At 75.5% G+C, this 12,607-nt stretch carries 14 protein-coding genes; 7 read left to right on the forward strand and 7 right to left on the reverse strand.

Features of this window, described 5'->3' with window-relative positions:
* Positions 1-9: 9 nt before the first annotated feature.
* Entirely contained in the window at positions 10-936 is a 927-nt protein-coding gene (locus ACFVVL_RS01130; RefSeq protein WP_387670631.1) for a slipin family protein, read from the reverse strand.
* A gap of 181 nt (positions 937-1,117) precedes the next feature.
* On the opposite strand from ACFVVL_RS01130, the gene ACFVVL_RS01135 reads away from it, so the two are divergent.
* Entirely contained in the window at positions 1,118-1,948 is an 831-nt protein-coding gene (locus tag ACFVVL_RS01135; RefSeq protein WP_387670397.1) for a uracil-DNA glycosylase, read from the forward strand.
* A gap of 9 nt (positions 1,949-1,957) precedes the next feature.
* Here ACFVVL_RS01135 and ACFVVL_RS01140 read toward each other — a convergent pair whose 3' ends face one another.
* The 3 genes from ACFVVL_RS01140 to ACFVVL_RS01150 form a co-directional block, all read right to left on the reverse strand.
* Complete coding sequence (locus ACFVVL_RS01140; RefSeq protein WP_380287298.1) at positions 1,958-2,845, reverse strand: CHAD domain-containing protein; 888 nt, start codon at positions 2,843-2,845, stop codon at positions 1,958-1,960.
* A gap of 555 nt (positions 2,846-3,400) precedes the next feature.
* Complete coding sequence (locus ACFVVL_RS01145; protein ID WP_380287297.1) at positions 3,401-3,787, reverse strand: hypothetical protein; 387 nt, start codon at positions 3,785-3,787, stop codon at positions 3,401-3,403.
* On the reverse strand, positions 3,784-4,239 hold the full coding sequence (locus ACFVVL_RS01150) for a hypothetical protein (RefSeq protein WP_387670400.1): 456 nt from the start codon (positions 4,237-4,239) through the stop codon (positions 3,784-3,786). Before ACFVVL_RS01150 ends, ACFVVL_RS01145 begins: the two co-directional genes overlap by 4 nt.
* 391 nt (positions 4,240-4,630) lie before the next feature.
* Here ACFVVL_RS01150 and ACFVVL_RS01155 point away from each other — a divergent pair, with 391 nt between their 5' ends.
* The 3 genes from ACFVVL_RS01155 to ACFVVL_RS01165 all read left to right on the forward strand — a co-directional run bounded on the left by ACFVVL_RS01155 (position 4,631) and on the right by ACFVVL_RS01165 (position 7,047).
* Positions 4,631-5,311 carry a hypothetical protein gene (locus tag ACFVVL_RS01155; RefSeq protein ID WP_380287294.1) on the forward strand — a complete coding sequence of 227 codons (681 nt, stop codon included), beginning with the start codon at positions 4,631-4,633 and terminating at the stop codon, positions 5,309-5,311.
* A gap of 193 nt (positions 5,312-5,504) precedes the next feature.
* On the forward strand, positions 5,505-6,326 hold the full coding sequence (locus ACFVVL_RS01160; RefSeq protein ID WP_380287293.1) for a DsbA family protein: 822 nt from the start codon (positions 5,505-5,507) through the stop codon (positions 6,324-6,326).
* 64 nt (positions 6,327-6,390) lie between these two features.
* Entirely contained in the window at positions 6,391-7,047 is a 657-nt protein-coding gene (locus tag ACFVVL_RS01165; RefSeq protein WP_387670403.1) for a vitamin K epoxide reductase family protein, read from the forward strand.
* A 353-nt stretch (positions 7,048-7,400) separates the two neighbouring features.
* Here ACFVVL_RS01165 and ACFVVL_RS01170 read toward each other — a convergent pair whose 3' ends face one another.
* From ACFVVL_RS01170 to ACFVVL_RS01180, 3 genes are all read right to left on the reverse strand, one after another.
* The gene (locus ACFVVL_RS01170) at positions 7,401-8,519 is read right to left on the reverse strand and encodes a serine hydrolase domain-containing protein (RefSeq protein WP_387670405.1); all 1,119 of its coding nucleotides are present in this window, start codon (positions 8,517-8,519) and stop codon (positions 7,401-7,403) included.
* 90 nt (positions 8,520-8,609) lie between these two features.
* Entirely contained in the window at positions 8,610-9,152 is a 543-nt protein-coding gene (locus tag ACFVVL_RS01175) for a GNAT family N-acetyltransferase (RefSeq protein ID WP_387670407.1), read from the reverse strand.
* A 31-nt stretch (positions 9,153-9,183) separates the two neighbouring features.
* The gene (locus ACFVVL_RS01180) at positions 9,184-9,579 is read right to left on the reverse strand and encodes an ankyrin repeat domain-containing protein (RefSeq protein WP_380287288.1); all 396 of its coding nucleotides are present in this window, start codon (positions 9,577-9,579) and stop codon (positions 9,184-9,186) included.
* Between the two features lie 248 nt (positions 9,580-9,827).
* On the opposite strand from ACFVVL_RS01180, the gene ACFVVL_RS01185 reads away from it, so the two are divergent.
* From ACFVVL_RS01185 to ACFVVL_RS01195, 3 genes are all read left to right on the forward strand, one after another.
* A complete protein-coding gene (locus ACFVVL_RS01185) occupies positions 9,828-10,022 on the forward strand; it encodes a hypothetical protein (protein WP_355365556.1) in 195 nt (64 codons plus the stop codon).
* A gap of 100 nt (positions 10,023-10,122) precedes the next feature.
* On the forward strand, positions 10,123-11,763 hold the full coding sequence (locus ACFVVL_RS01190; protein ID WP_380287287.1) for a hypothetical protein: 1,641 nt from the start codon (positions 10,123-10,125) through the stop codon (positions 11,761-11,763).
* A 288-nt stretch (positions 11,764-12,051) separates the two neighbouring features.
* Positions 12,052-12,426, forward strand: a complete 375-nt coding sequence (locus tag ACFVVL_RS01195) for an RNA polymerase-binding protein RbpA (protein WP_380287286.1) — start codon at positions 12,052-12,054, stop codon at positions 12,424-12,426.
* The last annotated feature ends 181 nt before the right edge of the window (positions 12,427-12,607 follow it).

Genomic DNA, 12,607 nt, shown 5'->3' on the forward strand with positions numbered 1-12,607 from the left:
CCGGGCCCGCTACCCCGTCCCGCCGTCGCCCTCCCGGCGTTCCGGCGGATCCAGCGGCGAACGCTCCAGCACCTCCTCCAGCGGCGGCAGTTCGAGCTGCTCCATGCCGGGCAGGACCGGATCCTCCACCGCGTCGGCGGCCGGACCCGCCGCGTCGGCGCCGGGACCGCCCTGCTCCGCGGGACCGCCCTGCTCCGCGAGACCGCGCCGGTGCGTCTCGGCCGCGCTGTCCAGGAACCGCAGCAGCTCCACCGGGAACGGCAGCACCAGCGTCGAGTTCTTCTCCGCCGCGACCTCCACCACGGTCTGCAGCAACCGCAGCTGGAGCGCCGCCGGGGTCGCGCTCATCACCGCCGCCGCCTCCGACAGCCGCGCGGACGCCTGGTACTCGCCGTCCGCCGTGATGATCCGCGCCCGCCGCTCCCGCTCGGCCTCCGCCTGCCGGGACATCGAGCGCTTCATCGCCTCCGGCAGGGCGACGTCCTTGATCTCCACCCGGTCGATCTCGATCCCCCAGCTCAGCGCCGGACTGTCGATCATCAACTCCAGGCCCTGGTTGATCGGTTCGCGGTTGGCCAGCAGATCGTCCAGCTCGCTCTTGCCGATGATCGACCGCAGCGAGGTCTGCGCCACCTGGGAGATCGCGAAGTTGTAGTCCTGCACGTTGACGATCGCCTTCACCGGGTCCAGCACCCGGAAGTACACGACGGCGTCCACCCGGACGGTCACGTTGTCCCGGGTGATGCCCTCCTGCGCCGGGATCGGCAGCGTCACGATCTGCACGTTCACCCGGCGCAGCCGGTCCGCGACCGGCACCAGCGCGACCAGCCCCGGCTGGCGGATCTCCTCGCGCACCCGGCCGAACCGGAACACCACGCCCCGCTGGAACTGCTGCACCACCCGCAGGCTCAGCCCGCCCACCACGGCCGCCACCATCAGCACCGCGACAATGACCCCGATCACCACATCGACGACCATGACGGCCTCCTCGCGCAGCAGCGAGCCCCGGCCGTCGCCGACCCGGCCCGGCCGACGGCCGCCGGAACCACCGGTTCCCACGCTACGCCTGCCCGGCGGCACCAGGGCGAACCCGGCCCGCGCGCCTAGGATCGTCGCCATGCCGCAGTCCCCCGTTCCGCCGGACCCCACCGGCCCGCCCGGCGCCATCGGCCCGCCGGACCCCGCCGACGACCCGGAGCATCCGCGCCACCCCGCCGGGGCCGCCGCCCGCGCCGCGGACCTCACCGTCCTCGACCGCGTCGTCACCGGCTGCCGGGCCTGCCCGCGCCTGGTCGAGTGGCGCGAGGAGACCGCCCGCACCAAGCGCCGCGCCTACCTGGACTGGGACTACTGGGCCCGCCCGATCCCCGGCTTCGGCCCGCCCGACGCCCCGCTCGTCCTGGTCGGACTCGCCCCCGCCGCGCACGGCGCCAACCGCACCGGCCGGATCTTCACCGGCGACCCCTCCGGCGACCTGCTCTACGCCTCGCTCCACCGCCTCGGCCTCGCCAACCGCGCCGAATCCGTCCGCCACGGCGACGGTCTGGCCCTGCACGGCGTACGGATCACCGATCCGGTGCGCTGCGCCCCGCCCGACAACAAGCCCACCACCGCCGAACGCGACACCTGCCGCCCCTGGATCGCCCGCGAGTTCGAACTCCTGCGCCCCACCGTGCGCGCCGTCGTCGCCCTCGGCGGCTTCGCCTGGCAGGCGCTGCTCCCCGCGCTCGACGCGGCCGGCTGGACCGTCCCGCGGCCCCGGCCGCTGTTCGGCCACGGCGCCCACGTCACCCTGCCGGCCCGGGACGGCGGCCCGCCGCTGGACCTGTTCGGCTGCTACCACGTGAGCCCGCGCAACACCAACACCGGCCGGCTCAGCACCGCCATGCTGCGCGAGCTGCTCCGCACCGCCGCCCGCACCGCCGGACTCGACCCCGCCGAGGACTGACCGGCCGGCTCACGCCCAGCGCGCCAGCTTCGGCCGCGCGGCGCGCGCCCACACCTCCGGCAGCGCCCGCCGGGCCCGCTCCGCCTCGGCCAGCTGCTGCCCGTAGAGCACGCCGTAGCCGAACGGCTCCTCCGCGGCCCCCGCCTGCTCCCGCAGCGCCGCCGAGGCCACCACCGCGTCCTGGTGCTCGCCCAGCAGATCCTGGGCGGCCTTCATCCGCTCCACGTAGCGTTCCGCCTTGCGGCCCACCACCGGCACCGCGGTCTCCCCCGCGTACCGGGCCCGCTTGGCCGCCTTCCGGGCCTCGTGCAGCGCCGCGTCCCGCTCGCCGTCCCGCCCCCCGGGCCGCTCCTCGTCGGCCGCGAGCGCCGCCCGCACCCGCTTCGCCGTCCGCCGCTGTTCCCGCGCGGCCACCCGGGCCAGCTCCGGACCGGCCGCCCGGGCCGCCCTGCCGCGCAGCGGCGGGTCGGCCAGCAGCGCCGCCAGGCCGTCCGCGAGGGCGCGGCGGCGGGGACTGTCCAGCGCGGCCACCACCTCCGGCCACACCCGCCGGTGCTCCGCCCGGCCCCGGCGCTCCAGCTCCACCGCGACCCGCTCGGGCCCGCACTCGGCGGGCAGCTCCCGCGCCCGCGCCGCCAGCCGCTCGCCCAGCACCTCCCGGTCCCGGGCCCGCCCCAGCGCCGCCGCCAGCCACCGCAACTCGGCCACCAGTTCGTCCGTGGCCCCCGGCGCGAGCAGCCTCCGGTAGGTGCGGAACGCACTGCGCAACCGCCGGCACGCGACCCGCATCCGGTGCACCGCATCCGGCTGATCCGCCCGCACCGCCTCGTCCAGCCCCGCCAGCACCTCGGCCTGCGCCCGGATCCGCCCGAGCACCACCTCGCCCACGGTGACCATCCGCCTGCACCCCCTCCCGGGGCCGTCCACCACCCCTCCAGGCTAGCCCCGCCCGGGCGGCGGCCCCCCTGGCGTCACGCAGAACGAGAAGTCGGCCCACCCGACTTCCCACTCCACCACCAAAGACACGCCAGGCCCAACACAGGAACCCGACCCGGCCGACCCCCACGCACCCCCACAGACAGGAGCCACCCCACCACGACACAAAACACCTGGAGCAGGAAGTCGACCCACCCGACTTCCCACTCCACCCGCCCACACCGCAGCCCGTGAACCGACCGGAACACCCGACGCGGAAGGTCGACCCACCCGACCTCCCGCACCACCACCGCCAGAGACACGCCAGGCCAAACACAGGAACCCAACCCGGCCGGCTCCCCACGCACCCCCACCCCCACAGGCACGAGCCACCCCTCCACGACGCGGCGCCTGGAGCAGGAAGTCGACCCAGCCGACTTTTCACTCCACCCGGACACCCACCGTGGCCCGTGAACCGACCGGAACACCCGACGCAGGAAGTCGGCCCGGCCGACTTTTCACTCCCGGGGGCGGGGGTCAGGGGCGGAGTTGGACGGCCAGGGACATGGTGTAGCCGACGAGGGCGGCGAAGAAGGTCACGGCGGTGGTGTAGCGGGGGGTGAAGGGGAGGCCGGCGAGGGCGGGGTAGAGGAGGACGGCGGTGCCGGCGGCGAGGTCGGCGAGGTAGAGGCCCCGGGGCGGGAGGGTGCCGGTGGTGCGGGCGGCCCAGCCGGTGGCGACCAGGAAGCCGGTGAGCAGGATGAAGCCGGACAGCAGGCCGGAGCCGATGCTGGAGAGCACGGGGTGGGGTTCGGGCGGGGGTTCGCCCTCGGGGACGGCGGGGCGGAGGCGGTGGGCCACCGCGAGGGCGCCGACGGCGAAGGTGACGCACGCCGCGGCGCTCAACAGAGGGGCGGGGTTCATCGGCGGCTCCGGGAGGTCGCGTGGTGGTGGCCGAGGGCGGCCGCGAGGGCGGCCGGGACCAGGACGGTGAGGACGAGCACGGCCGTCCAGGCGGTCGGTTCGAGCCCGGCCGGGGGCGACTCGACGGCCGGCGGGGGCGCGGCCGCGACGACGGCGACGGTGGCCGTCGGACCGGGGGCGGGCAGCGGGGACGGAGGCGGCGGCTGCGCCGTCCAGCTCGGCGAGGCCTGCACCGGGGCGGGCGCCGCAGACGGCTGAACGGGCGCCCGGACGGGCGGGCTGACCGGCGGCACCGCCTGCACGGTGATCGGCGCCCGGGGCGGGGCCGGCCTCGCCAGGTGCGGCGAGGCCGCCGGTGAGACCACCGGCGGGGAGGCCGGCGAGACGACCACGGTGGCGGACGGGGAGGCCGACGCCACCACCGGGGACGGAACGGCGGTCGGTGACGGCACCTCCGCGACGGTCGGCGTTGCAGTCGGCGTCGCAGCCGGCGTTGCGGCCGGAGGGGCGGTCGGCGTGGCAGTCGGCGTGGCCGCCGGGGACGGGCTCGGCGAGGCCGACGGCGACGGGCAGTGCCACGGCCACGGCCACGGCCAGGGCACCGGCCACGGCACCGGGCCGGGGGCGTAGTCCATCGCCCGATTGTCGGACCGCCCCATCCCCACCGTCAGCGCCTGACGGTCCCTCACCCGCCCCGCGAGCCGTCAAACCCATCGCTCCGGTGAACTCCCCGCCCCCGCTCCCCGAACGAACGACCGATGCGGGACAACCAGTGCCCGGATCCGGCCGCAACCGGGGACGCGCCCTCGTGCCCGGTGTAAGGCCCGTGACATACTCCCGAACGTGACGACGACCTCCACCCACGCGACGAGGGCCCTGCGGGCCGCGGTGTTCACCGCGCTCGCCGTGCCGCTGTCCGCGCTGGGCCAGGTCCTCATCACCGGCCGTCCGCTGCCGCTCACCCTGGTGGCCCTGGCCGCCGCGGTGGTCTTCCTGGTCTCGGCCGCGCTGGCCGGCGGGGAGCGGCGGCTGCCGCAGATCGCGGCCGTGATGGTCCCGGTCGAGCTGCTGCTCAACACGACCTTCAACCTGGGCCAGACCACCTGTGGCCCGATGCTCGGCGGCGACCTCCCGGCCCGCGGCATGAACCTGCTGGTCTGCGGCGGCGGCTCGGTGGACGGATCGTCGCTGTTCTACGGCCAGTTGGGCCACTCCGGCCGGCTGGCGCCCGCCGCCACCCAGGTGCTGCTCCTGCTGGTCCACCTGGTGATCGCGCTCGCCGCGGCCGCCTGGCTGCGGCTCGGCGACGCCGCCCTGTCCGGCCTCGGGCGGGCGCTGCGCGCGCTGCGCCAGGCCGTCGCGGCGCCGCTGCGGGCGCTGGTCGTGCTGCTGGTCCCGGCGCCGGCCCGGCCGGTGCTGCGGGTGCCGCTGCCGGTCTCGGACCGCCGCCGCCCGCGCCGCGAGGACGTGGTGCTGAGCCCGGCACCGCGCCGCGGCCCGCCGCTGCTCGCGCCTGCCTGCTGACGAGCCCCCGAAGGCCGCTCCTCGACGAAGGACGGTCCTGCGAAGGTCCCGTGGCGGGCGGCGCACGACTCCGACCCCTCGCCCCGTCCCCTCCCCTGCCGACGCGCACCGTGCCGAGCACGCCGTGCTGCGCGCCGGAGCGGGACACCCCCGCGCGCCCTGCGGCGCGCCCCCACCACGGAGTTGACCGAGCATGGCTCACCCCAACCAGAAGCCCTCCCGCAAGCAGGCCCAGAAGATCAGCGCCCGTGAGCGCATCCAGGAGGCGCAGCGCCAGGAGAAGCTGGCCGCCAAGCGCCGTCAGCGGATCGTCGTCGCGGTCTCGGCCGCCGTCGCGCTCGCCCTGGTCGGCGGCACCGCACTGGCCATCAGCGCGGCCGGCGACGACAAGTCCTCGGCCGCGGCGGCCGAGCCGACGCAGCTGGTCGTCCCGGCGAACACCTCCGGCGCCGACGGCACCGTGATCGCCTACGGCAAGCCGGACGCCGCGCACACCCTCCAGGTGTTCGAGGACTTCCGCTGCCCGGTCTGCAAGACCTTCGAGGCCTCCAACGGCGAGACCGTCAAGAAGCTCGCGGACGAGGGCACCGTCAAGGTCGAGTACCACCTGGCCGCGTTCCTGGACAAGAACCTGACCGGGAAGGGCTCGCGCACCGCGCTGGCCGCGATCGGCGCCGCGGTGAACGAGGGCGTGGACAAGTTCAAGGCGTACCACGACGTGCTGTACGCCAACCAGCCGGACGAGCGCGAGGACGCCTTCGGCGATGTCAACCACCTGCTGGAGCTGGCCGACAAGGTGCCGGGCCTGAAGACGGACGCGTTCGTCAAGGCGGTCAACGAGCGGACGTACGCGCCGTGGGCGAAGAAGGTCGCGGACGCGTTCAACGACAGCGGGGTGACCGGGACCCCGACGGTGAAGGTGGACGGCAAGCCGCTGACGCTGTTCAGCGGCAACCGCCCGGTGACGCCGGAGCAGTTCACCGCCCAGGTGAAGCAGGCCGCGGGCTTGCAGTGAGCACCACCGGCCCGGCCGATTCCCGGCCGGGCCGGCCCCTTCCTCACCCACGGAGTGCTCTGCCATGACCGCATCGACCGCTCTGCCCGGCTCCTCCTCCCGCCTCCCCGCCCCCGCTCCCGCCTCGGCGCCGATCGGCGCGGGCCGCGCGTTCTCGCTGTTCGTCCTGCTCGCCGCCCTGATCGGGCTGGCCGCCTCGGCGGTGCTGACCTTCGACAAGCTCCGCATCCTGGAGGACCCCTCCTACATCCCGAGCTGCAACCTCAATCCGGTGATCAGCTGCGGTTCGGTGATGCGCACCGACCAGGCCGAGGTGTTCGGCTTCCCCAACCCGCTGCTGGGGCTGGCCGCGTTCGGCGCGCTGGCGGCGGTCGGCGCGGGGCTGCTGGCGGGGGCCGCGTACCGCCGGTGGTTCTGGCTCGGCCTGCAGGCGGGCACGCTGTTCGGGGTGGGGTTCGTCCACTGGCTGATCGACCAGGCGCTGTACGACATCGGCGCGCTCTGCCCGTACTGCATGGTGGTCTGGGCGACGGTGGTGCCGCTGTTCTGGTACACGACGCTGCACAACCTGCGCTCCGGGGTGATCCCGGTCGGGCCCCGGCTGCGGCCGGTGGTCCGGGAGGCGGCGCGCTACCACTGGGCGCTGCCGGTGCTGTGGGCGGCGGTGATCGCGCTGCTGATCCTCAACCGGTTCTGGTCGTACTGGTCCACGCTGATCTGACGCCCCGCCACCCACCGGGTGTTCGCGGCGCCGTACGCGACCCGTTCTCGCCCTGGACCCGACGTGTTCGCGACGCATCGGGTACAGGACTCCCCCTGCTGGAGATGACGTGTCCCCGCCGGATCCGGTCGGCCGCCACCGCGGCCACCGGGCCCGGTCCGGGGGCACCGTCGTCCCGGCCCTGCTGCGGCGGCTGGTCGACGGCGCCGGGCCCGCCGAGGCGGCCCGGTGGTACGCCGAGAGCTACGGCGGGACGGTCGGCATCGAGGACTTCCTCGCCGACCTCGGCGAGCCGGGCTTCCTGCGCGACCCGGACGAGGCCCCCGCGCCCCGCAGCCGCGCCGGGGACGGTCCTACCCGAAGACCGCCCGGCGGAAGGCGTTGCGCAGTTCGGTGAGCGGCCGGAAGTCCCGGTCGTAGTGGACCTTGTTGGTGAGCAGCAGCGCCCAGCGGCCGCGGCGGCGGGAGACCCAGAGCGCGGTGCCGGTGAAGCCGTAGTGGACGAAGGTACCCTCGGCCGGATCGGTGCCGGAGGCGCAGAGCCAGGACAGGCCCCGGGCGGGCGCCAGTCCGCCGGTCTGCACCCGTAGCGACTCGGCGATCCACGGTCCGGCCCACGGCAGCGCGGACCCGGCGGCCGCGCCGCCCCCCTCGCCCCCGCCACCCCTCTCGCCCGCGCCGTCCCCGACGGCCCCGGGGAGCAGCGCGGCGAGGAAGCGCTCCAGGTCACGGGCGGTGGAGAAGGCGCCGGCGTTGCCGGAGACGCCGCCGAGCAGCCGCGCCGAGGGGTCGTGCACGACGCCGCACAGCACCCGGCCGGCACTCCGCTCGTACTCGGTGGGGGCGGTGCGGCCGGCGGGATCCGGGCCGAGCGGGCCGTAGCGGGTGTCGGCCATGCCGAGCGGCTGCCAGGTCTGCCGGGCGGCGAGTTCGTCCAGCGGCGCACCGGCCAGGGACTCCACCAGGTGGCCGAGCAGCACCGCGGCCCGGTCGGTGTACTCGACGGCGACGCCGGGCGGCCGGTGCAGCGGGGCGGCGAGCACCCCGGCGCGGATCGCGGCCGGGTCGGTGCCGTACAGCTCGGCGAACCGGGTGCGCAGCGGCAGTCCGGCGGTGTGGGTGAGCAGCTGACGGGCCGTCACCGCGCCGACGGGGCGGCCCGCGGCCGGTGGCCAGTAGTCGCCGAGGGGCCGGTCGAGCGGCAGGCGCCCGGCCTGCCGGAGGGCTCCGGCGCACGGCCAGAGTGCGACGATCTTGGTGAGGCTGGCCAGGTCGAACACCGTGTCGTGGTCCATCGGCCGCGCGCCGTGGGGCCCTCGGCCGAGCACGCCGGCGCGGCCGCGCCCCCGGACGCCGCCCGCGTCGCCCGCCGACCAGACACCGCCGGTCCCGGCGGCGCGCAGCCCGGCGCCCACCAGCCGGTCCAGCGGTCCTCCGGGCGCCGCGAGTTCGGCGAGCGGGGCAGCCGGCACCGATCCGGTCATCCGTTCCGCCCCCGTCCCGCGGTCCCTCCCGAGCGGGCCCGTCGGACCCGTCGGGAGGCTACCCGGCGGCGGCCACGGTCAGACGCCGGACGCGCCGCCGAACTCCTTGCCGAGGCAGATGCTCTGCTCGGACTCGCGGTAGAGGCCGAACTTCTCTATCGGCTCGTAGCCCTCGGAGGCGTACAGGGCGACGGCCTCGGGCTGCTCGGTGCCGGTCTCCAGGATGAACCGGGTGCGCCCGGCCTCGGCGGCGGTCCGCTCCAGCCGGCGCAGCACCACCCGGGCCAGCCCGCGGCCGCGGGCCCGGGGCCGGACGAACATCCGCTTCAGCTCGGCGTCGGTGGCGCGGATGCCGAACGGCGCCGCCTCCTTGGCCCGCCAGCCGCCGCAGGCGACCGGTTCGCCGTCCAGGTAGGCGACCAGGAAGAGCCCGGCCGGCGCCTCGAAGTGCTTGGGATGCAGCTCGGTGAGATCGGCCTCGCCGTAGCGGCGTACGTACTCCTGCTGGACCTCGGCCGTGAGGAGCCGGGCGTCGGGGTGGCCGAAGCCGGTGATCCGGATCTCGATGCCGCCGTCCTCGGTGTCGTGCACGAAGGGTCCGCCGGTGGTGGTGCTCTCCATGCCGCAAGCCTACGGCCCGGCCCCGGCGCTCCTAGGACCGGCCCTCGAAGCGGGCGACCAGCGCCTCCTTCCCGAACATCCGGGCGGTGTCGACGGCGGACGGGGTACCGGCGGACGGGTCGGCGCCACCGGCGAGCAGCGCGTCGAGGACGTCGTCGGCGCCCTTGAAGACGGCGCCGGCCAGCGGGGTCTGGCCCCGGTCGTTGGCCCGGTTCGGGTCGGCGCCGCGCTCCAGCAGCACGCCGACGGTGGCGGCGTGCCCGTGGTAGGCGGCGAGCATCAGCAGGGTGTCGCCCCGGTCGTTGGTGAGGTCGGCGGGGGCGCCGGCGTCGACGTACGCGGCGAGGGTGGCGGTGTCGCCGGCCCGGGCGGCGTCGAAGAGCTTGCCGGCCAGGGCGATCACGTCGGCGTCGGGGGTGTCGGTCATGTCTCGGCCTTTCTCCGGGGACGACGCCCGCGCGGGGCCCGTCCGGCGTTGTCGGTGGTCGCGCCGGACGCACGCTAGCGCACGGCGCGCGGGCCCGGGGGTCCCGCGACCGTTCGGGCGAACTTTCCGGCACGGAGCGGCAACTCCCGGAAACCACCCATTTGCCCCGTTCCATCAGCTATTACCTTTTGTCACGATTGTGGCACTTTCCGTGGCACTGTCCCCGTACCCTCCCCGAGGAGCAGATCGTGATCCTCTCGATTTCCGGCATCGTCCTGTTCGGCACCATCGCCTTCCTCTTCTTCCGCAGGGACGGACTCAAGGTCTCCCATGCCCTCGTCTGCGCCCTCTTCGGCTTCTACGTCGCCGGCTCCTCGATCGCGCCGAGCATCACCGCGGGCGGCGCCAGCCTCGCCGGCCTCCTCGGCGGCATCAAGTTCTAGGACCCCCGCACGGGCCCGGGGCGCGGATCCCACCGCCCCGGGCCCGGTCGTTGCAGCACGCCCCTCCCACCGACCGTCCCACTCGCCCGGGGAGCCAGGAATGCCACTCAACCGCCACCACCTCAGCAAGGGCCGCGACCTCGTCCGCACGGCCGGCGACCACGCCTCCGACATGTTCGCGCCGCTCACCGTCATCGGCCGCGGGCTGCGCCACCACGCCGCCTGGGCCAAGGACCGCTGGCAGGCCACCCCGAAGGACCGGCGCGGGCCGACGCTCTTCCTGACCGCCGCGATGCTGATCGGGATCTACCTGCTGCCGCACGGCCTGCTGTTCGCGCTGATCGCGCTGATGGCCAGCGCCGCCTGGGCGGGCCGCGCGCCCAAGGCCGCGCCCGCCGCGCCCGAGCCGGACCTCGCGGACGTCAAGCTCACCGCGCTGTACGCCGCGCTCACCCCGTACCTGGCCGGGCCGGAGGGATTCAGCCCGCTCTACCACTACGAGGGCAGCTACCGGGACGTCTTCTCCGGGTGGGAGTTCGACGCCGAGGGCCGGCTCGCCCGGCTGGAGATCGCCTACCCCGCGTACTTCACCGACACCGAGCCCGGCGCCCGGGCCCGCATCGAGCAGGTCGTCCAGGGCAAGGCCGGGCGGGCCAGGGAGTACCGCTTCGACTGGGACGAGGAGTCCAACACGCTGCGGATCGCCGCGCTGGCGCCGCTGCCCGCGGACATCGCCGCCCAGCGGTTCGTGGCGGCCCCGGGCGAGATCGTGCTCGGCTTCACCGACGAGGACGGCAGCGCCCGCACCATCCCGGTGCACCAGGGCGGGGCGCTCACCCAGCAGCCCCCGGTGGTCTGGCGCACCGGACCGCGCTCGGCCGAGCCGCACCTGCTGGCACTCGGCGTCAGCGGCTACGGCACCTCCAGCCTGGTGCGCTCGGTGGCGCTGCAGGCCCTGCCGTTCGCCGACCTGGTGGTGATCGACGGCGCCGGGACCGGCGAGCACGCCTGCCTGGTCAACCGGCCCGGCGTGCACACCGTGGAGACCAGCCTGCACGGCGCGCTGGCCGCGCTGCAGTGGGCCGCCGAGGAGACCGGACGCCGGCTCACCGTGCTCAACGCCGCCCGGCACACCGGCACCGCCCCGCCGCAGGACGTCAGCCGGCCGCTGTGGCTGCTGCTGGACCACCCCACCGAGCTGAGCGAGCTGGCCCACGCCGAGGGCCGCCCGGACCCTCAGGACCTGCTGGAGCTGCCGCTGCGGCACGGCCGGGCGGCCCGGGTCACCGTGGTGGTCGCCGACGACATCGAGGCCCGGGACCGGATCTCCCCGAGCGTGCGGGCCACCACCCGGGCCCGGGTGGTGCTCGGTCCGGCCGGCCCCGAGGAGGGCCACGCGGCGCTCGGCGTTCCGCTGGACATCGTGCCCGCCGCCCAGGCCCCCGCCGGGCGCGGCTACGCCCGGATCGGCACCGGCGCCCCGGTCCGGCTCCAGGTGCCGGCCACCGTCGACCCGCTGGACGAGGACGCCCCGGCCGCGCTGCGGGACGCGGTGATCGCCCTGCTGCCGCACCGCGACACCCGCACCGAGGCGCCCGCCCCGGCCGTGCCCGGCCGGCCGGTGGAGCCCCTCCCGGCGGAGCCCGGCGACGGGCCGCGGCCCGCGCCGCTCCCCGAGCCGCTCCCCGGGGTGGACCTCGCCAAGAGCCCGGCCGCGCTACGCTTCCGCCCGCTCGCCTGATCGGCCCGCCCGGCCCCGGAGCGGAGGGGCGGCGCATGCCGCCGGCTGCGCTCCCGGTACGCTCGTGCGGGAACGGCGGCCCGATCGCCAGATGTGAAATAGGTGACACCTGGGGTGATATCACCGGCCAGATGTGACAAATCGGGCGCCGGTGGGTACAAACAGGGGCGGCACGACAGACGACGCATGTCCCGGGACGGGAATCTTCGTCGGAAGCCGAGCGTTGACCGAACGACGAAGAACAGCGACCACTAGTCCTGTGGGCCATAAGCCCGGGAGGCACGATTCATGAGCGAGCGAGCTCTCCGCGGCACGCGACTCGGGGCCACTAGCTACGAGACCGACCGTGGTATCGATCTGGCTCCCCGCCAGACCGTCGAGTACGCATGTCAGAACGGACACCGATTCGAGGTTCCCTTCTCGGTCGAGGCGGAGATTCCCGCAGTTTGGGAATGCCGTTTCTGCGGCCAGGAGGCGGCCCTCCTCGACGGCGACGAGCCGGAGGAGAAGAAGGTGAAGCCGACGCGCACCCATTGGGACATGCTGATGGAGCGCCGGACGCGCGAGGAGCTGGAGGAGGTGCTGGCCGAGCGGCTGGCCGTGCTCCGCTCCGGTGGGATGAACCTCGCGGTGCACCCGCGGGACACCCGCAAGAGCGCCTGACCCCGCTCCCGCCGACGGGCGGGAGCACGCGAAAAGGGACCCTGGTCACCAGGGTCCCTTTCGCGTGGCCCGGATCCACCGGGAGCCGCGCACGGGAAGCGGACGTGCGGGAACGCACGGGAAGCGGACGTACGGGAAACGGATGTGCCCGGACGCGCGGGGCGTCCGGGCACGTCCGGGC

Origin of the sequence: Kitasatospora sp. NPDC058115 (assembly GCF_042884635.1) — a bacterium.
In the GTDB taxonomy this organism is placed as follows: domain Bacteria; phylum Actinomycetota; class Actinomycetes; order Streptomycetales; family Streptomycetaceae; genus Kitasatospora.

What these genes read in the sequence shown, in the direction of transcription:
- ACFVVL_RS01130 (WP_387670631.1), bottom strand. Translation starts at nt 936, where the DNA reads ATGGTGGCGGCCGTGGTGGGCGGGCTGAGCCTGCGGGTGGTGCAGCAG.
- ACFVVL_RS01135 (WP_387670397.1), top strand. Translation starts at nt 1,118, where the DNA reads ATGCCGCAGTCCCCCGTTCCGCCGGACCCCACCGGCCCGCCCGGCGCC.
- ACFVVL_RS01140 (WP_380287298.1), bottom strand. Translation starts at nt 2,845, where the DNA reads ATGGTCACCGTGGGCGAGGTGGTGCTCGGGCGGATCCGGGCGCAGGCC.
- ACFVVL_RS01145 (WP_380287297.1), bottom strand. Translation starts at nt 3,787, where the DNA reads ATGAACCCCGCCCCTCTGTTGAGCGCCGCGGCGTGCGTCACCTTCGCC.
- ACFVVL_RS01160 (WP_380287293.1), top strand. Translation starts at nt 5,505, where the DNA reads ATGGCTCACCCCAACCAGAAGCCCTCCCGCAAGCAGGCCCAGAAGATC.
- ACFVVL_RS01165 (WP_387670403.1), top strand. Translation starts at nt 6,391, where the DNA reads ATGACCGCATCGACCGCTCTGCCCGGCTCCTCCTCCCGCCTCCCCGCC.
- ACFVVL_RS01175 (WP_387670407.1), bottom strand. Translation starts at nt 9,152, where the DNA reads ATGGAGAGCACCACCACCGGCGGACCCTTCGTGCACGACACCGAGGAC.
- ACFVVL_RS01180 (WP_380287288.1), bottom strand. Translation starts at nt 9,579, where the DNA reads ATGACCGACACCCCCGACGCCGACGTGATCGCCCTGGCCGGCAAGCTC.
- ACFVVL_RS01190 (WP_380287287.1), top strand. Translation starts at nt 10,123, where the DNA reads ATGCCACTCAACCGCCACCACCTCAGCAAGGGCCGCGACCTCGTCCGC.
- ACFVVL_RS01195 (WP_380287286.1), top strand. Translation starts at nt 12,052, where the DNA reads ATGAGCGAGCGAGCTCTCCGCGGCACGCGACTCGGGGCCACTAGCTAC.